Raw genomic sequence first — 17,984 nt, forward strand, 5'->3', positions numbered from 1 at the left:
AGGGCGGCTCGACCCCGGCGACGTCGTGACGGTGTCGGGCGAGCTCGGGGCGGGCAAGACGACCTTCGTCCGCGGCGCCTGCCGCGCGCTCGGGGTTACCGGACGAGTTACCAGCCCGACGTTCACCGTCGGTCATCGCTACCGAGGCTCCGTCGACGTCTCGCATCTCGACCTCTATCGCTTCCGGGGCCTCTCCGCCGCCGAATGGGGCGACCTCGAGCCGTACTTCGAGGGGGCCGTCGTCTTCGTCGAGTGGCCCGAGGCCGGGGGCGCCGCGCTCCCGCCGTCACGCGCGGCCGTTCGTCTCGAGCATGTCTCTCCCGAGGCACGGCACGTGACGATCGAGGCACCCGACGGGACACTGCTGTCCGGCCTCGTTGCAGAATGACGTCTTGCTGATCCTCGCATTCGACACCGCAACGGACGTCGCCTCGAGCGCGCTCCTCGACGACGACGAGGTGCTCGGCGAGCGCTGGTCGACGCCGCGGACGTTGCTCGAGGACGTCGACGCGCTTCTCCGTCAGGCCTCGGCCCGGCCGACGGACGTCGAAGCGCTCGTCGTCGGAACGGGCCCGGGAAGCTTCACGAGCACGCGGATCGGGCTCGCCGCCGCACGCGGGCTCGCCCTCGCGCTCGGCATCGACGGCGCGGGCGTCTCGACACTCGCTGCGCTCGCCGCGGGCGCCGAGGGCGCCCTGCCCGTGATCGACGCGCGCCGCGGCGAGGTCTTCGTCCCCGGTGTCGGAGCGGTTGCTCCGGAGGACGTCGCCGCTTCGGGTCGCCTCTGCGTCGGTGACGGGGCCGTGCGATACCGCGAGGTGCTGGAAACGCGTGGCGCGGTGATCCCACCCGACGACGATCCACGCCACCGCCCGCGCGCGGCGCTCCACGCGCGCCTTGCGACGGCTTTCGGCCCCGTCGACGCGATCGAGCCGATCTACGCACGGGCCCCCGACGCGGAGCAGTGGCGGCCGTGATGCTCGAGCTGGAGCTGCGGCGTCTCGAGCTCAGTGACCTTGACGCGATCGAGCGGATCGAGCGCGCGTCGTATCCGACACCATGGTCGCGATCGATGTTCGCCTCGGAGCTCGCGAAACCGAGCTCGCTGTCGTTCGGCGCGGTCGACGAGACGGGCACGCTGGTCGGCTACCTGGTTCTCTCGCGCTACGTCGACGCCTGGCACGTGATGAACGTCGCCGTCGCGCCGGAGAAACGGCGTCAGGGGATCGCCTCGGCGCTCCTGCACCGTCTGCTCGAGCTCACGGAGGACGACGCGCTCCGCGGCTACACGCTCGAGGTGCGGACCTCGAACCTCGGCGCCATTCGTCTCTACGAGCGCTTCGGCTTCACGCGCAAGGGCGTCCGCCGGGGCTACTACACCGATAACCGCGAGGACGCACTCATCATGTGGCGGGACGCGGATTCCCCTGACGGGGATCCGCGGGAAAAGATGGTTGACGCTTCGTGAAGTCCCCGACACGGAGCGTCCTCACGACGATGAGGCGCAACTCTCAGTTCTTCTAGCGGCCGTGCGGAGCACGGCCACAAGCAACAGACGATGATTCTCGGGATAGAGACCTCGTGCGACGAGACGGCCGCGGCGGTCGTCGGCGAGGACGGGGTCGTCCACTCGTCGGTCGTCGCCTCCCAGGCGGATCTCCACGCGCGATACGGCGGCGTGGTGCCGGAGATCGCCTCGCGGCGCCACCTGGAGCTCGTCTCGCCGGTCGTGCGCGCAGCGCTCGACGACGCCGATGCCGGGCTCGACGACGTGGGCCGCGTCGGGGTCACCCAGGGACCGGGTCTCGTCGGAGCGCTGCTCGTGGGGCTCTCGGCTGCGAAGGCGATCGCTTGGGCGCGCGGCCTGCCACTGGTTCCCGTCGACCACCTCCGCGGGCACGTGGCGACCCTGTACCTCGAGCCCGACCCGCTCGATCCGCCGTTCACCTGTCTGCTCGCGAGCGGCGGGCACACGCTCGTCCTCGCGGTGCGGGACCACACGGGCTTCGAGGTGCTCGGCTCGACGCTCGACGACGCCGCGGGGGAGGCGTTCGACAAGGGTGCCCGGCTGCTGGGCCTCGGATATCCGGGTGGAGCCGAGATCGACCGCCTCGCGCGTGAAGGCTCTCCCGAGGCCTACTCCTTTCCGGTCGCCCGGGTGCCGGGGCTCGACCTGTCGTTCTCGGGTCTCAAGACCGCGCTGCTCTACGCCGTGCGCGAGCTCTCGGAGGCGGAGCTCGACGCGCGGCGCGCCGATCTCGCGGCGTCCTACCAGCGCGCGATCGTGCGCGCGCTCGTCGGCCGCCTGGAGGCCGCGGCGGACGCGACCGGCGACGGCGTGGTCGCCGTCGTGGGCGGCGTCGCCGCGAACTCGGAGCTCCGAAGCGCCCTCCCGGGGGCTCGCTTCGCCCCGCTGTCCCTCTGCACCGACAACGCCGCGATGATCGCGTCGGCTGCGCGCTTCGCGCCGGAGCTCCGGTCGCCCGGATACCTTGCGCTCGATGCGTACGCCTCGAGCAGCCTCTAGGAGCGCGCTCGCGGCGCTCGTCGCGGTCGCGGTCGTCGCCGCCGGCGGCGCCGCCGGGGCGGCGGAGACGCCCGTGGGCGCGGAGGGGTGGCAGGGCCTGCTGGGAAGCCGGCCGCTGCCGCAGCTCGGGGGCCGCTGGGTCGTCGTGCTGCGCGCGCCGTCCCTCGCCGATCGCGTTCGCCGGGCGGGGGGGACGGCCACCGAGCGTCAGATGCGCGCCTGGACGGCGACGGCGCGCGCCGCCCAGCGGAGGGCGATCACGGGCCTCTGGTCCCGCGGCGCACCGGTCGATCCTGAGCAGTCCTACGTCAGGGTGCTGAACGGCTTCGCGGCGTCGATCGACCCGATGCTCCTCCCGACGATCGAGCGCGATCGCGCCGTCGCGGGCGTCTATCCCGTCCGGGCCGCCTATCCGGCCGCGGTGCCCCCGCCCGCGCTCGACGCCGAGGCGTTCGGCCCGACGAGCGGCCGGCGCGTCGGGCTCGAGCTTCCCGGATTCGACGGCACGGGGGTGACCGTCGCCCTGCTCGACACCGGCGTCGACCTCCGGCACCCCTTCCTGCAGGGACGCCTTCTGCCGGGGATCGACATCCTCGACGCCGACGGCGATCCATCTGCGGCACAGAATCCCACGGAGCCCGGGCGGCCGGAGCGGCACGCCACGGGGCTCGCGGGGCTCGTCGCGGGCGTGCGGGGGCCCGCCGGGCTCCACGGGGTCGCCCCCGGCGCGTCCGTCCTCCCGATCCGGGTCGCCGGCTGGCAGCCGGACGCCGACGGCAGCGTCTCCATCTACGGTCGCACCGACCAGGTGCTCGCGGGTCTCGAGGCCGCGGTCGACCCGAACGACGACGGTGACGCCCACGACGGTGCGAGAATCGCGCTCGTCGGGGTCGTCGAGCCCTTCGCCTCCTTCCCCGACGGACCGCTCGCGCGCGCGGGCCGAGGTGCGCTCGCGCTCGGCACGCTGGTCGTCTCGCCGGCCGGGAACGACGGCCCGGCGGGACCGGGGTACGGAAGCATCGCCGCGCCCGCGGGCACGTCGGGCGTGCTCGGCGTTGCGGCATCCGACTCGCGCGGGCAGAGCCCGACGGTCCACATCCTGCTCCGCGCCGGCCTACGGGTGCTCGCCTCGGGCCAGACCGCGCTCGGCGGCGCCGCGGGCCCAGAGGACGTCGTCTCCGCCCGGGTCGTCGCGCTGCCGCGGCGCCAGGTCGTCGCGGTGACGCGCGGGAGCGCGCTCGACCGCCTCTTCGACGCCGACGGCTACAGCCGCGTCGCCGGGGGCGCCGTCCTCTTGCCGACCGGCCCGACGACGCCCGAGGCAGTCCGCGAGCTCGCCGCGGCCGGCGCGCGGGCCGTGCTCGTCGACGGACCGATTCCCGCGGGGTCGCTCGGCATCGACGAGCCGGTGGAGGTGCCGATCGTCGGCGTCTCGGCCGGCGTCGCGAGGCAGGTACGCCTCTCGCTCGCAGCGGGCGTCCCGGTCGAGCTCGGTGTCGGCGCCGCGGCGTTCGGGGACAACCCCGAGCTCGGGGCGGTCGCCCCGTTCTCCAGCACCGGGCTCTCGCTCGACGGCGGGGCCGGCGCGGATGTGGCGGCGCCCGGGGTCGGGCTCGTGACGGCGGTGCCGGGCCGCAACGAAGGCGGCGCCGCGCGGTACGGCACGCTGAGCGGGTCGAGCGCCGCCGCGGCGGTGGTCGCCGGCTCGGCGGCCCTGCTCGCCCAGGCACGACCCGACCTCGACGCTGCGGGCCTCCGCTCCGCTCTCGTCGCCACGGCGCGACGACGCGCCGGGGCTCTCGGCCCAGGGATCGTCGACCCGGCCGGCGCGTCGTCCGTCGAGCTCGTCGCAGACCCGCCGATCGTGGCGCTCCGCGCGCTCGTCGGTAAGCGATCGCAGACGACGGGACGCGTGCTCCTGCGCAACGTCAGCCGAAGGCCGCTCGTCGTGGAGCTCCGGCCTGGAGCCGCGGCGGCGGGAGTCTCCGTGCGGGCCGTCCCGGCGCGCGTCGTGGTGCAGCCGGGGCGCTCGAAGCCGGTCGAGCTCTCGGTCGCCGCGAAGGTGCGGCCGGCCGCGCCCGGCGCGCTCGAGGGCTCGGTACGCGCGGTCGCGGCGCCCGGGACGCGGCTCCGCGTTCCCTGGGCGGCCGCAATCCCCGTGACACGGCTTCCGGCGATCAGCCGCGTGGCGCTGTCGGTGCCGGTGTTCACGGCCAGCGATCGCAAGCCGGCGGTGCTCAGCCTCGTCGCCGGGCGCGTGGACGGCTCGGCGGAGCGGCCGCAGCTCCTGCCGCTCGCACGGCTGGAGATCGAGCTCTACCGCGGCAAGCGCCGTGTCGGCACGCTCGTCCGGCTGCGCGACGTGCTGCCGGGGCGCTACGCGTTCGGCCTCACCGGACGAGGCCCGAAAGGCGCCCGCCTCCCGAAGGGCGCCTATCTGATCCGCGTGCTCGGCGTGCCGGTCGGCGGCGGTCCGCCGACGACCCGGAGCGTCCCCTTCCGCTTGCGCTAGGTCTTCGTCTAGAGTCCTCCCATCGTGCGCGCCGCGCGAAGCAGCCGATGAGCACCACCGAGCCGGCCACGCACCTCCGCGAGAACCCGTACGGGCTCGCCCGCGCTCAGCTCCGCAGAGTCGGTGAGACGTTCGGCGTCGATCACAACCTGATCAGCGTCCTCGCCGAGTGCAAGAAGACCGTCGAGGTGTCCGTCCCCGTCTCGATGGACGACGGGACGACGAACGTCTTTCAGGGCTATCGAGTGGTGCACAACGTCACGCGCGGGCCGGCGAAGGGCGGGATCCGCTACCACCCTGGCTTGACGCGCGACGAGGTCAAGGCGCTCGCGATGTGGATGACGTGGAAGTGCGCGCTGATGGGGCTGCCCTTCGGCGGCGCCAAGGGCGGAGTCGTCTGCGACCCCAAGCAACTGTCGTCCAGGGAGCTCGAGCGCCTCACGCGCCGGTACACGACCGAGATCATCAACGAGATCGGGCCCGAGAAGGACATTCCGGCGCCCGACGTGGGGACGAACTCGCAGGTGATGGCCTGGATCTTCGACACGTACTCGATGAACGTCGGGCACTCGGTGCTCGGCGTCGTCACCGGCAAGCCGCTGGCGATCGGCGGGTCGGTCGGTCGCGACGGCGCGACGGCGCGCGGCGTCCTCTATTGCATCCGCACCGCGTTGCAGAAGGAGGGCAAGCGGTTTCCCGACACCCGGCTCGCCGTGCAGGGGTTCGGGAACGTCGGCCGGAACCTGGCGCGCCTGCTGTCCGAGGAAGGAGCCCGGGTCGTGGCGTTGTCCGACTCCACGGGTGCGGTCGTCAACCCGTACGGGATCGACGTCCAGGCTGCGATCGCGCACAAGGCGGAGCACGGAGCGCTCCAGGGGCTGCCGGGGACCGAGGACGCGACGAACGAGGATCTGATCGAGATCGAGTGCGACGTCCTCGTGCCTGCTGCGCTCGAGCAGGTGATCAACGCCGACAACGCGACTCGAATCCGCGCGCACATGATCTGCGAGGCGGCGAACGGCCCGACGACGCCCGGCGCGGACGAGATCCTCGAGGATCGCGGCGTGCTCGTGCTGCCCGACGTCGTCGCGAACGCCGGCGGGGTCGTCGTCTCGTACTTCGAGTGGGTGCAGGGGCTCCAGGAGTACTTCTGGAAGGAGTACGAGGTGAACGCGAAGCTGAACGACATCGTCGTACGCGCGTTCGAGGAGACCTGGACGGCCAAGGAGCGTTTCGGGACGAGCATGCGCACGGCCGCGTACGGGCTCGCCGTGCAGCGGGTCGCCGAGGCGACGACGACGCGCGGCCTCTATCCGTGACGTTCGCTCCCTCCTCGTCGCGCTGAGGGTCGACGTGCGACACGGGGTCGTCGTTTTCACCGCGCCGGGCTGCCATCTCTGCGGGCCGGCGGTCGATGTCGTGCGATCCGTGTGCGGAAGCCACTTCGAGCTTGTCGATATCACGACCGATAGCGCCCTCGAACGGCGATACCGCACCCGAATACCCGTCGTCGAGATCGACGGCGTCGAGCGGTTCCGCTACGAGGTCGACGAGGCCGAGCTCAGGTCGTTCGTCGCCACGACGGGCTGATACCCGTCCCGAGCACGCTCCGTCGGAAGGGCTCGGGCGTCGTTCCGGTGGCGTTCGTGGGTTCCTCGGTCGGGTCCTCGGCAGGCTGCACGCCCGGCACGGCGAACAGGCTCGGGCCGACCTTCGCGAGGTTGCCGTCCTTCGCGATCCGGTTGAGCGCGATGCGGATCTGCTCGACGTTGACGGTCTCGCCGCCCTCGGCGAACGCTGCGACCACACGGGCCGGAGTGATCGGGTAGTCCACCGTGCTCGCCACCGCGAGGATCCTGGCCCGCGGGATCCCCTGAAAACGCCCGTCCGTCTCCCGATAGCGTTCGGCGTCGGTACGACTCGCCGGTTCACGGGTCTCGCGAGGGCTCTGGCCCCCCCGGGAGGCGATCGCCTGTTCGACGAGCACCAGTTCGCTCTCCGACTGCGCCAGCGCGCCTCGCGCCTCGGCGATGCGCTTCTCGAGCTGTCGCTTGAGATCCGCGAGTACGTCGTCGGACTGTTCGGACAGGATCGCGGAGAGCAGTCCCCCGTTTGCCACCGATCCACAGTAACGCGCGCGGCAACGCGTGACAACCGGGCGCAAACCCGGTTGAACAGGAGAAACGAGCCCGGTTGGTGCCGTCGTCCCGACCGACGAGACCGGTTGGCGCGGCGGTTGTCCGGGCCGCGGGCGACGGGCGTCGGCAGAATGTGCCTCGTTGTCACAAGCTCGTGCGGAGGTGGTCGTGGCGGAACGTCTGGGGGTCGGGGTCGCAGCGCGCCTGAGTCGGTACCTCCAGGTGCTGACGCAGGCGCGCAAGATGGGGAAGGAGCGGATCTCGTCGCAGGAGATCGCCGAATACACGAACATCAACGCGACGCAGATCCGCCGTGACCTCTCCGGTTTCGGCAAGTTCGGCAAGCGCGGTGTCGGGTATTCGGTCGATTCGCTGCTCTCGGAGATCCGCAAGATCCTGCGGACACAGGGGCAGCACAACATCGCGCTCGTCGGCGCGGGTCGCCTCGGCGCGGCGATCGCCTCGTCGCCGATCTTCGCCGAGCACGGCATCACGATCGCCGCAGCCTTCGACGCCGACCCCGGGAAGGTCGGGACGACGCTCGGCGGCGTGCTCGTGAGCCCGCTGGACGAGCTCGACGCGATCGTTCGCGATCGCAGCATCGTGGTCGGCGTGTTGGCCGTCCCGACCGACGCAGCGCAGGACGCGGCCGATCGCCTGATCGAGGCGGGCGTGAAGATCGTCTTCAACTACACGCAGGCGTTGATCGACTCGCCGTCGGACGTGCAGGTGCACACCTCCAATCCGGCAGTCGAGCTGCTCTACGCGCTCTACTTTCACCTGACCTGACGCATTTCGCGGACGTTATTGGCGCTCGCCCGCCTGTCCAGGCCCTGTTTGGCGGATTTGGAAACTTTCGCCGCCCGAAATCTTTCGTTCAACCGGGCGAATTTCGTAAGAAATGCCGAATTCGGGGGTAGAAATGCCGCGCTCGCGTTTCTACCCTGGCTGGCAGGACGTCGTGACGAAGAGGGAGAGCCGTCGCGACAGGGGGAGTGGTTTCGCTGTCAGTCACATGCAGAGCGAGGGGGCTCCGCGTCGGTCTTCTCGGCGTGGTCGCAGTCGCCGCAGCTTTCGTCGCTGCACCGGCGGTTCGCGCCGAGGACGGCACACCCGTCCCGACCGCGGATGCGGCGCAGACCGCGCCTGCAGCGGCTCCGGCGAGCACCACGACGGGCGGCGAGCAGTCCTCCGGCTCGGTCGCCACGCCGAGTCAGTCGCCCGGCGGCGACAAGCCCGCGGCTACCGGGGACGCCGCCAACGGCGCGAGTCAGGCGCCCGGCGCGTCCGACGGTAGGAGCACGAACGACGCAAGCCTCGGGTCCAGCGGCTCTGCTCCCGGACAGAGCGATCCCGGCCCCGGAAACAGCGCCGCCGCTCCCGGGCAGAGCGGCGAGCAGGGTGCCTCGGTCGCGCAAGCTGCCAATTCCGGCGCGAACGCACAGCAGCAGGGCGTCGGCAACACGAAGGTCGACGTACGGGTCGACAAGCCCGGCAACGGCCCGCAGGTCTCCCAGGAGAACCAGGCCGAGGCGAACGCCGACGCCGCGACCGTCGCCGAGACCTCCGCGCCCGCGACGAGCGAGCAGTCGGCTGCCGCTGCCGCCGAGGCGTCGCAGTCGGATGTCCAGAACACCGCCGTCACCGTCAGGGTCGGCAGCGCCGGCGACGATGCGGGGGTGGCTCAGGCGAACGTCGTCGCTGCGACGGCCTCGACGACGGTGGTGCCCTCCTCCGACGGTCAGAGCGGCATCGACGAGAGCGCGTCCGCGGCCGCCACACAGGACGACGTGACCAACACGAGCGTGTCGATCCGGGTGTTCTCACCCGGCGTCGACGGGCCGGTGACGCAGACAAACGACGCAGTGGCCGCCGCGGACACCTCGGGCCCCGCCGGCGCGACCGCCACCGCGACGCAGAACGACGTCCAGAACACGCATGTTTCCGTCCGAGTCGAGAGCTCGGGAACGTCGGGCGCGGTCAGCCAGCAGAGCGCCTCGTCGTCGACGGCGGGCCCGGCAACCGGCTCCGGCGTCGCGGTGGCGACGACGGCCAACGGGGTCGACACGGCTCTCTCGGTCGTCGTGGACGGCGACCACCTCGCCCAACCCGGCCCGAACGGCCTGCAGGTCTGGATCTGGACGTGGAACTGGGATCGGAACGAGGCGGACGCCATCGAAGCATCGCTCGACGCGCAGCCCTCCTCCTGGGACTGGATCTGGAGCGGCGCAAACGGGCAGAACGGCAACCAGCTCGGCCAGGTCACCTCCCGTGCGGCCACTCAGGACGAGCAGACGCCTGGGTCGTGGACATGGAACTGGGATTGGACACGGGAGGGAGCCCCCAACTGGACGTGGCGATGGGGTTGGCAGGGCGCGCTCCCATGCGAATCCTGCATCTGGATCTGGAACTGGACCTGGAACTGGACGGGCCAACCGGCTCCAACCGGTTCGACGGCTGCGCCTTCGGAATCGGCGAACATGTCCGGGTCCCCCGAGCAGTCGAACACCGTCGTTGCGAGCGCGGCGGCGACCGTCACGGTGGACGTCACGCAGAAGATCGTGCAGGACGGCGATGGCGAGCAGTTCGCCGGGCAGCTCGTGTCGGTCGAGCAGCTGGCCGAGGCCCAGGCGACGGCGACGCAGACGAACGTCGAGTCGGTCGCGACAGCGAATCTCCTCTCTCCTCAGGTCAATCGGGTCACGAGCGTCGCCTCCGTCACGGTCGGCGGAGATGTCTCGCAACAGGTCGAGCAGGCGATGCTCGTCGGCGACGACGGTGCCGCGGCGCAGTGGAGCGGGCAGGAGATCGATCTCGTCCAGCACGGACGCGCAGAGGTCCGCAGCGCGCAGCACGACGTCTCGCTCCGAACGTCGGGCACGGTGCTCGCCGCCGGAGAGGCAAGCGCCGTGACGGTGGCCGGCGTCGACCAGCGCCTTGCCCAGGACGCGCTCGTCGACGGCGGCGCGACGGACCAGTGGGCAGGTCAGTTGACGCTCGTCGAGCAGACCGGCGACGCCGTCTCGGTGGTCGAGCAGACCCAAGCCGCGGGGTCGCGCAGCGGCGGGCACACGGCCCGCGCCCAGGCCGCGTCCAGCGCAGTCGGCCTCGTCGACCAGGACGTCTCGCAGAGCGCCGTCCGCGGCGGCGGGCTTGGATCGCAGACCGCGATGCAGATGACATACATCGGCCAGACCGGGACGGCAACCGCGACGACGACGCAGCAGGCAGGCGGTTCAACGAGCCCCGTGGCCTCGAGCGACGCGACGGCGGCGAACCGCGCGCTCGTCGTCCAGGTGGGCGTACAGGAGTCGAGCGGCGCCCTGGCGCTCGACGTCCAGGATCTGACGCAGCAGTCGATCGTCGTTCAGGACGCGGTCGCCGTCTCCACCTCTGCGGGCGGCATCGCGGGCTCGGCGATCGTCGTCAACTGCGCGATCGTCCAGCAGATAGCGACCCAGTCCCTCGCAGGCGGGCCATTGATGGCCTCGAGCGCCGACCTCTCGGCGTTCTGCGCACCTCCATCCGCCGAGCGGGTCGGGGGACCGAGCGATGAGCCGGCGCTCGTCTCCGGCACGTCGACCGTGCTCTCCGCCGTCCAGCCGACGCCGTCGTCGTCGGCACCGCCGACGGTCGACCTCGATGTTGCGTTGTTCCACGGACACCCCTCGGCTGCAGCGCCCACGGCGCGAGCGCGCGCGACCACGCCGCGCGTCCAGCCCGTGCGCACCGCGCCGGGCTCCGGCCTCGAGCGACCCGTGCCAGGGTCGCTCCACACCACACAGATTTCCGTCCCGCCTCCCACGCAAGCGCGCCTCGACACGCGCCCGGGGGATCACGCGGGAGCCGGAGACGCCGGCAGGGAGCCGCCACTCCCGCCGGCGGGAGACCCACCCCTGTGGGTCTCCGCGCTCGCCGCAGTCGGAGCGTCCGGCGCAGGGCCGTCGGGGATCGCAGCGATCCTCTCGGCCTTCGCGCTCGTGCCGCCGCTGCTCCGGCGGGCGCGCGAAGGGTCGGTCGTCAGGCGACCGATCGGAGCCTTCTCACAGGTAGACGTCCCGGTCTGACCTCTCGTCACGCCACGTGACTCGTCGGACGCTGGTCCGGCGGGCAAGACGTTCATTCGGCTGTGACGAAAGAAGGTGAGATACGTGTCACGCAGACTGCTCGCACTCGGAGTGCTCGCAGTTGGGCTCGCGCTTCCGGCCAACGCATTGGCGGACGTCGGGTTCAACAAGGATGCTCTGAAGGCGAATGTCCAGGCGTCGATCCAGAGCGCAACGGTCGTCCAGACCGGCGTCGCGACGTCCGGGCCTGCGACCGCCAACGGCGGTGCCGCCACGGGCGGCGCCGGCACCGGCGGCGCCGGTGGGTATGTCAACACCGGCAACGACGGGACGTCCCAGAGCCAGAGCGCCACGTCCTCGACGGGCGCGTCGAGCTCGGGGGGCATCTCGGGCGGCAACACCAGCTCCATCGGCAACGACGGCGGCTCGATCTCGAACGACAACGAGACCAAGTCGATCGTCGACAACGGCAACGTCGCCGCAAGCGACGTCGACCAGGACGCCAACGGCGGGTTCTCCGCCGCGGGCAACGCCAACCACGAGGGCGACAACACGTCCGCGGGCGGCGGCGCTGCGAACCTCTGCGGCGTCAAGGCCGGCGGATGCCAGTCGGCCGACGGTGGCTCGAGCGGCCACGGCGGCAACGCCGACACCGGCCGCGGTGGTGACACCTCGTCCGACTCGGGCAACGGCGGCACCGGTGGGGCGGCAGCCTCGACCGGGGCCGGTGGGGCCGGCGGGGCCGGCGGAGCGAGCTCGGCGACCGGCACGGCCGGCGCCGGCGGCTCGGGCTCCGGTGGCTCGGGCACGGGCGGCGACGGTGGCAGCCTGTGCGTCACCTGCAATGGTGGCTCGGGCTCCGGCGCAGCCGGGACCGGCGGAGCGGGCGGCGCGGGCGCGCCGACCGCGTCCGACGCGTCCGGCGGTGCCGGCGGCAGCGGGTCCTCCGGTGCAACCGGTGGTGCAGGCGGGTCGACCAGCTCGCCGAACTCGGGCGCCGGTGGCGACCCGAACGCGATCGGTGGCGACACCGGCCGCGGTGGAGACGGTGGCAGCAACGGCCTCGGGCAGACCGCCACGGGCGGCGCGGCCGGGCCGGTGTCCGACTCCACGTCCCAGTCGGCGAGCTCGTCGGCGAACGGCGGTAGCAACACGAACGGGAGCTTCACGGCGACCCAGACCGCCAATCCGTCGACCTCGACGACGTCGAGCACGAGCCAGGGTGGCTCGACCGGTCGCGGCGGCGACACGTACGGCGCACTGAACACGACCGGGGACGCGGTCTCCGGGGCGAACACGACGGCCGCCGTCGGCGGCGACGTGATCGCCAGCCAGACGGGTGCCGGCAACGCCGCCGGCGGCGCCGGCACGGGCGGTGCGGCGAATGCGAACGGCGGAGTCGCGACCAGCGGTCCCGCTGCGGTCTCCAACACGGCGACCGTGTCGCAGTCGTCCACGCAGAACATGAACGCCTGGGACAACGACAACTGGGTCTCGATCTGGGCGTTCAAGAAGAAGCAGCACAGCTGGTAGCACGACGATGAGGGATCGATCGCCCGCGATGACCACGACGTTCGAGACAGCCGCTCCCCGAGGTCGCCTGACGGCCTCACGGCGGTGGCTGTCCGTCGTCGAGGGAAGTCGCGGGCATCGCCCCTTCGGCCGGGGGAAGCCGCCGGCGGCGGACAGGACGTCCGCCGTAATGCCGGCGGCACCACCCTCGACCGGCCGACGCGGCGCCGGCGCGGGTGTAGCCGCGGGGCTACGCCCGTGCCGGCGGTCGGTCGAGGTGGCGTAGGTCCGGTGCTTGGGGGAGCCGTCCGGCTCCCCCGCGGGCCTTCTCGAGATGCGCGGCAGGATGTGCGGCGTGCGCATCCTGCTCTGGCACGGGTACCTCCTCGGAGGGACCGGATCCAACGTCTACACCCGGCAGCTTGCGCGGGAGTGGTCACGCGCCGGGCACGACATCACGGTCCTGAGCCAGGAGCCGCAGCCGGAGGCGTACGACCTCGGAGGCTCGGCAACCGTCCGGCCGGACGTCGGCGGCTTCCTCCCGGTCTTCGTGCTGGACCGCTACGAGGGGTATGACGACGTGCGTCGGCTCCCCGACTGCACGCGGGCCGAGCTCGAGCGGTGGGTGGAGGCGAACGCCGCGGCCGTCCGGGAGCTGCTCCCTGCAGACCTCGTGTTCACGAACCACGTCTTGCTCGGCGGCCCGGTCGGCGTGGCATCCGGCGCCCCGTTCGCCGTCAAAGCGCACGGGTCGGAGCTCGAGTACTCGATGCGCGGACGTCCCGACCTCGGGGCGTGGGGAGCGGAGACGCTCGCCGAGGCGCGCGCGACGTTCGTCGGCTCAGGGCACATCAGGAGGGTCGTCGAGGAGGTCTGCGGGCACACCGAGCCTGTCTTCGAGGTGCCGCCCGGGGTCGACGTGGAGCTCTGGCAGCCGGAAAGCCGTGATGCCGCTCTGGCGGAGCTTCTGTCGGAGGCGGCGCTCGACCGGGGGAACCCGGGGAACGCCGAGGAACGGCTCCCCGACCACGGCAACGAGGACCGGTTCCGGGCGTTCCTGGCCGGTGACCAGCCCACCGTCGTCTACTTCGGCAAGCTGATCGAGCAGAAGGGCGTCGACGTGCTGCTGCGGGCGCTCCGGGGCGTCGACGCACGGGTGGTCGTCGTCGGGTTCGGGCCCGAGCGGCAGGCACTCGAGGCGCTCGCGGCGTCGACCGGCGTTCGCGCCCTCTTCACCGGGCCCCTCGAGCACCGGCACCTCCGACACCTCCTCGCGTTCGCGGACGCCTGCGTGGTGCCGTCCGTCTTCCCCGAGGCATTCGGGATGGTCGCCGCCGAGGCAGCCGCCGCGGGATGTCCGCCGGTCGTCTCGCGCCACTCCGGTCTCGCCGAGGTCGCCGCAGGGCTCGAGGAGGCGCTGCCCGCAGGTCTCGAGCGGCTCGTCTCGTTCCCGACCGGCGACGCGGGCGCGCTGCGCGAGCGGCTGACGACGCTGATCGCACTGGCGGAGGACGACCGGGCGCTCCTCCGGGGCACCGTGCGGCGGGTCGTCGAGGAGCGGTGGAGCTGGGCAGGGATCGCGCGGCGGCTGCTCGAGCTCGCCCGGCAAGAGGGGGGAGGCTGAAGCCACACCGCGGTGCCGCTCGTCTAGCCTTCCCGCTCCATGCGCGAGTCGACCGTCGGGAAGCCCTACGAGGAGATCCTCGAAGAGGCCTACGAGCGCTTCGAGGCGGCCGAGGACTTCACGGTCTCGATCGAGGAGGAGTTCGCGCTCCTCGACCCGGAGACGCTCGACCTCGTCAACCGGTTCGAGGAGGTCCAGGCGGCCGCACGGGGAACGGCTCTCGAGCCGAATCTCGTCGGCGAGCTGATCGCCTCGGAAGTTGAGGTCAAGACCGGCAAGCAGGCGTCGTTCGCGGAGGTGCCCGCGGCGCTTGCCGAACGGCGGGCGCAGCTCGCGGCGCTGGTCGATCCGCTCGGGCTCGCGCTGGGGGCGACGGGCACCCATCCGTGGGCGAGCTGGCGCGACCAGCGGATCATCGACACGCCGCACTACCGCCGCAACGACGAGCTGCTCGGCTACGTCGTCTGGCGCAACAACACGTTCGGAGTCCACACGCACGTCGCGATCCGGGGCGCCGACCGCGCGGTACGAGTGGCCTCGGCAGTGCGGAACTGGCTTCCCGAGCTGCTCGCCGTATCCGCCAGCTCGCCCTTCCACGAGGGTGTCGACACCACGCTCCACTCGGCCCGGACGCAGGTCTTCACCCGGTTCTTCCCCCGCTGCGGCGTCCCGGACGCGCTGCCTTCGTGGGCGGCGTACGCGGACTATGTCCGCTTTCTCTACGCGACCGGCTCGGTCGACGAGCCCACGCAGCTCTGGTGGAGCGTCCGTCCACACCTGTCGTTCCCGACCGTCGAGATCCGGATCTGCGACGCGCAGCCGGACGTCGCCGAGGCGCAGTCGCTCGTCGCGCTGATGGTCTCGCTCACGGCGCGCTGCGCGCGTGCGATCGACGAGGGCGAGCCGCTGCCGGACCACCCGCACCGCTTGGTCGAGGAGAACACGTGGCGCGCAATCCGCTATGGCCTGTCCGGGGAGCTGATCGACCTCGAGCGCGGCGACGTGCTGCCGGCCCGCGCCCGGGTCGAGCGGCTGCTCGAATGGGTTCAGCCCGTCGCCGAGGAGATCGGCGCTGCGCCATGGCTCCGGCTCCCCGAGCGCAACGCCGCCGAACGACAGATCGCGCGGCACGCAGAGGGCGCGAGCTTCGAGGAGATCTACGCCGAGCAGGTCGGGCTGACCGTCCCCGCGGGTTGACGGTCGCCTCCGGGGGCAGCCCTCCGGCTTGTGCTGCATAATCCCCCGCGCTGACGCCGCTTTGGGCGTCACTTTGTGCGCCTTGACCCGGAGGATGGATGGACTTCTTCGTTGACCACGCAGTGCTGTTCGCGCTCGTCTGTGCGGGCGTCGCGATCGCCTACGGCATGTACCTGACCTGGTGGCTGCTGAAGCAGCCCGCAGGGAACGCGCGGATGCAGGAGATCTCCCGCGCCGTCCAGGAGGGCGCGGCGGCGTACCTCACCAAGCAGTACAGGACGATCGCGATCGTCGCGGTGGTGCCGTTTCTCGCGCTCGGCTTCTACAACAAGCTCGGCTGGGGAACGGCGATCGGCTTCCTCGTCGGCGCCGTGCTCTCGGCGGCGGCGGGCTTCATCGGGATGAACGTCGCCGTGCGCTCGAACGTCCGCACCGCGGAGGCGGCGCGGGAGGGGGTCGGGCCCGCGTTCCGCGTTGCGTTCCGAGCCGGCTCCGTGACGGGCCTCCTCGTCGTCGGGCTCGGCCTGCTCGGCGTCGCCGGCTACTACTGGGTTCTCACGGACTGGCTCGGCAACTCGCCCGAGTCGGCCGTCGACGACCTGATCGGACTTGCCTTCGGCGGCTCGCTCATCTCCGTGTTCGCGCGGCTTGGCGGCGGCATCTTCACGAAGGCCGCCGACGTCGGCGCCGACCTCGTGGGGAAGATCGAGGCGGGGATCCCCGAGGACGACCCGCGCAACCCGGCCGTGATCGCCGACAACGTCGGCGACAACGTCGGCGACTGCGCCGGCATGGCCGCAGACCTGTTCGAGACGTACGCCGTCACCGCGGTCGCCGTGATGCTGCTCGGCACCGCGTTCCCCTCGGGCGAGCTCTGGCTCTACCCGCTTGCACTCGGCGGCATGTCGATCCTCGCCTCCGTGATCGGCACGTTGTTCTCGTGGGTCGGCCGCGGCCAGAACGCGATCATCAACGCGCTCTACCGGGCCGTGCTCCTCGCGACGGTGCTCTCGGCGCTCGGGTTCATTCCGGTGACGCTCGCGTTCGACGGCGACCGGTTCTCGTTCTGGCAGCTCTACGTGCCGGCGCTGATCGGCCTCGTCATCACCTTCCTGCTCGTCGCGATCACGGAGTACTACACCGGCTCGCGCTGGCACCCGGTGAAGCGGATCGCCGAGGCCTCGACGACCGGGCACGCGACGAACATCATCGCTGGACTCGCGTACGGCATGCAGGCGACAGCTCTGCCGGTGCTCGTGATCGCCGCCGGAGTCGTCGGCTCGTACTACGCCGCCGACGAGTCGATCTTCGGGATCGGCGTCGCCGTGATGGCGCAGCTGTCGATGACCGGCCTCATCGTCGCGCTCGACGCGTACGGCCCCGTCACCGACAACGCGGGCGGGATCGCCGAGATGGCGGACATGCCCGAGTCGGTGCGCGGCGTGACGGACCCGCTCGACGCGGTCGGGAACACCACGAAGGCCGTCACGAAGGGCTACGCGATCGGCTCCGCCGGCCTCGCCGCGCTGATCCTGTTCGACGAGTACGTCCGCGGTCTCGCCGACGAGGGGCTCAACGTCACGTTCGACCTCGCCGACCCGTGGGTGATCGCCGGCCTGTTCGTCGGCGGGATGATGCCGTTCCTCTTCGCCTCTCAGGCGATGACGGCCGTTGACCGCGTCGGCGGCGAGGTGGTCGAGGAGGTGAGGCGCCAGTTCCGCGAGTACCCCGGGATCATGGAAGGGACGCAGCGCCCCGAGTACGGCAAGACGATCAGCATCGTCACCGGCGAGGCGATCAAGCGGATGATCCTGCCCGCGGCGATCCCGGTGGTCTTCCCGATCGTGGTCGGGATCATCAAGCCGGAGATGCTCGGCGGCCTGCTCATCGGCACGATCGTCACCGGCATCTTCCTCGCCATCTCGATGACCTCGGGCGGCGGGGCCTGGGACAACGCGAAGAAGCTGATCGAGGACGGCGAGTACGGCGGCAAGGGCTCCGAGGCCCACGCGGCCGCGGTCACGGGCGACACGGTCGGCGATCCCTACAAGGACACGGCGGGCCCGGCGATCAACCCGATGATCAAGATCGCGAACGTCGTCGCGATCCTCATCATCCCGCTCATCGTCTCGATCCACGGCTAGCGCGAGAAGGGCCGGGCGCGCTCGCGGCGCGCCCGGCCCTCAGCGCCGCTTCGACGGTTCCCATTCAGGAAGTTCGGCCCGCCTGCCGACGTTTTAACCAGCACATGGCGATCTTTTTCATCATCGCGTTCATCCTCCTCGTCGGTCCGCTCTCGGTCGCCTACGGCGTCGACTCGCGGATCTACGAGGATCGCCCACGGCACTGGTAGCGAGCGGGCGCGCGTCCTGACGCGCGCTACGCTTGGCCGATGCGGTCGCGCCGG

The 17,984-nt window shown here is 71.7% G+C and carries 14 protein-coding genes; 13 read left to right on the forward strand and 1 reads right to left on the reverse strand.

Features of this window, described 5'->3' with window-relative positions:
• The 7 genes from tsaE to VNM44_RS06925 all read left to right on the forward strand — a co-directional run.
• Positions 1-388: tRNA (adenosine(37)-N6)-threonylcarbamoyltransferase complex ATPase subunit type 1 TsaE (gene tsaE / locus VNM44_RS06895; protein WP_325624111.1), on the forward strand; the 388-nt coding region annotated here is incomplete at its 5' end.
• 4 nt (positions 389-392) lie between these two features.
• Positions 393-977 (forward strand): tRNA (adenosine(37)-N6)-threonylcarbamoyltransferase complex dimerization subunit type 1 TsaB, encoded by a 585-nt coding sequence (tsaB, locus tag VNM44_RS06900; RefSeq protein WP_325624115.1) that lies wholly within the window; start codon positions 393-395, stop codon positions 975-977.
• Positions 977-1,468: a ribosomal protein S18-alanine N-acetyltransferase gene (gene rimI / locus VNM44_RS06905; protein WP_325624147.1), complete on the forward strand. Its 492-nt coding sequence runs from the start codon at positions 977-979 to the stop codon at positions 1,466-1,468. Before tsaB ends, rimI begins: the two co-directional genes overlap by 1 nt.
• A 90-nt stretch (positions 1,469-1,558) precedes the next feature.
• Complete coding sequence (gene tsaD / locus VNM44_RS06910; RefSeq protein WP_325624119.1) at positions 1,559-2,527, forward strand: tRNA (adenosine(37)-N6)-threonylcarbamoyltransferase complex transferase subunit TsaD; 969 nt, start codon at positions 1,559-1,561, stop codon at positions 2,525-2,527.
• Positions 2,502-5,039: a S8 family serine peptidase gene (locus VNM44_RS06915; protein ID WP_325624122.1), complete on the forward strand. Its 2,538-nt coding sequence runs from the start codon at positions 2,502-2,504 to the stop codon at positions 5,037-5,039. The genes tsaD and VNM44_RS06915 overlap by 26 nt, the downstream gene beginning before the upstream one ends.
• A 47-nt stretch (positions 5,040-5,086) precedes the next feature.
• Positions 5,087-6,358, forward strand: a complete 1,272-nt coding sequence (locus VNM44_RS06920) for a Glu/Leu/Phe/Val dehydrogenase (RefSeq protein ID WP_325624124.1) — start codon at positions 5,087-5,089, stop codon at positions 6,356-6,358.
• Positions 6,359-6,392: 34 nt separating this feature from the next.
• Positions 6,393-6,629 carry a glutaredoxin family protein gene (locus VNM44_RS06925; RefSeq protein ID WP_325624127.1) on the forward strand — a complete coding sequence of 79 codons (237 nt, stop codon included), beginning with the start codon at positions 6,393-6,395 and terminating at the stop codon, positions 6,627-6,629.
• On the opposite strand, the gene VNM44_RS06930 is transcribed toward VNM44_RS06925, so the two are convergent.
• A complete protein-coding gene (locus tag VNM44_RS06930) occupies positions 6,601-7,158 on the reverse strand; it encodes a hypothetical protein (RefSeq protein ID WP_325624131.1) in 558 nt (185 codons plus the stop codon). The two genes, VNM44_RS06925 and VNM44_RS06930, sit on opposite strands and share 29 nt — an antisense overlap.
• A 187-nt stretch (positions 7,159-7,345) precedes the next feature.
• On the opposite strand from VNM44_RS06930, the gene VNM44_RS06935 reads away from it, so the two are divergent.
• From VNM44_RS06935 to VNM44_RS06960, 6 genes are all read left to right on the forward strand, one after another.
• Positions 7,346-7,966: a redox-sensing transcriptional repressor Rex gene (locus tag VNM44_RS06935; protein WP_325624134.1), complete on the forward strand. Its 621-nt coding sequence runs from the start codon at positions 7,346-7,348 to the stop codon at positions 7,964-7,966.
• A gap of 263 nt (positions 7,967-8,229) precedes the next feature.
• On the forward strand, positions 8,230-11,244 hold the full coding sequence (locus VNM44_RS06940) for a hypothetical protein (protein ID WP_325624136.1): 3,015 nt from the start codon (positions 8,230-8,232) through the stop codon (positions 11,242-11,244).
• An 84-nt stretch (positions 11,245-11,328) separates the two neighbouring features.
• Positions 11,329-12,777 carry a hypothetical protein gene (locus VNM44_RS06945; RefSeq protein WP_325624138.1) on the forward strand — a complete coding sequence of 483 codons (1,449 nt, stop codon included), beginning with the start codon at positions 11,329-11,331 and terminating at the stop codon, positions 12,775-12,777.
• A 334-nt stretch (positions 12,778-13,111) separates the two neighbouring features.
• Positions 13,112-14,380: a glycosyltransferase family 4 protein gene (locus VNM44_RS06950; protein ID WP_325624140.1), complete on the forward strand. Its 1,269-nt coding sequence runs from the start codon at positions 13,112-13,114 to the stop codon at positions 14,378-14,380.
• A gap of 39 nt (positions 14,381-14,419) precedes the next feature.
• The gene (locus VNM44_RS06955; protein WP_325624142.1) at positions 14,420-15,577 is read left to right on the forward strand and encodes a carboxylate-amine ligase; all 1,158 of its coding nucleotides are present in this window, start codon (positions 14,420-14,422) and stop codon (positions 15,575-15,577) included.
• 98 nt (positions 15,578-15,675) lie between these two features.
• Positions 15,676-17,721: a sodium-translocating pyrophosphatase gene (locus VNM44_RS06960; RefSeq protein ID WP_325624145.1), complete on the forward strand. Its 2,046-nt coding sequence runs from the start codon at positions 15,676-15,678 to the stop codon at positions 17,719-17,721.
• Positions 17,722-17,984 lie beyond the last annotated feature (263 nt).

This window comes from Gaiella sp., from assembly GCF_035558935.1.
Lineage (GTDB): Bacteria > Actinomycetota > Thermoleophilia > Gaiellales > Gaiellaceae > Gaiella.

Bases quoted from the DNA above. Each gene is read 5' to 3' on its own strand.
- rimI (WP_325624147.1), top strand. From the start codon at position 977: ATGCTCGAGCTGGAGCTGCGGCGTCTCGAGCTCAGTGACCTTGACGCG.
- tsaD (WP_325624119.1), top strand. From the start codon at position 1,559: ATGATTCTCGGGATAGAGACCTCGTGCGACGAGACGGCCGCGGCGGTC.
- VNM44_RS06915 (WP_325624122.1), top strand. From the start codon at position 2,502: ATGCGTACGCCTCGAGCAGCCTCTAGGAGCGCGCTCGCGGCGCTCGTC.
- VNM44_RS06920 (WP_325624124.1), top strand. From the start codon at position 5,087: ATGAGCACCACCGAGCCGGCCACGCACCTCCGCGAGAACCCGTACGGG.
- VNM44_RS06955 (WP_325624142.1), top strand. From the start codon at position 14,420: ATGCGCGAGTCGACCGTCGGGAAGCCCTACGAGGAGATCCTCGAAGAG.
- VNM44_RS06960 (WP_325624145.1), top strand. From the start codon at position 15,676: ATGGACTTCTTCGTTGACCACGCAGTGCTGTTCGCGCTCGTCTGTGCG.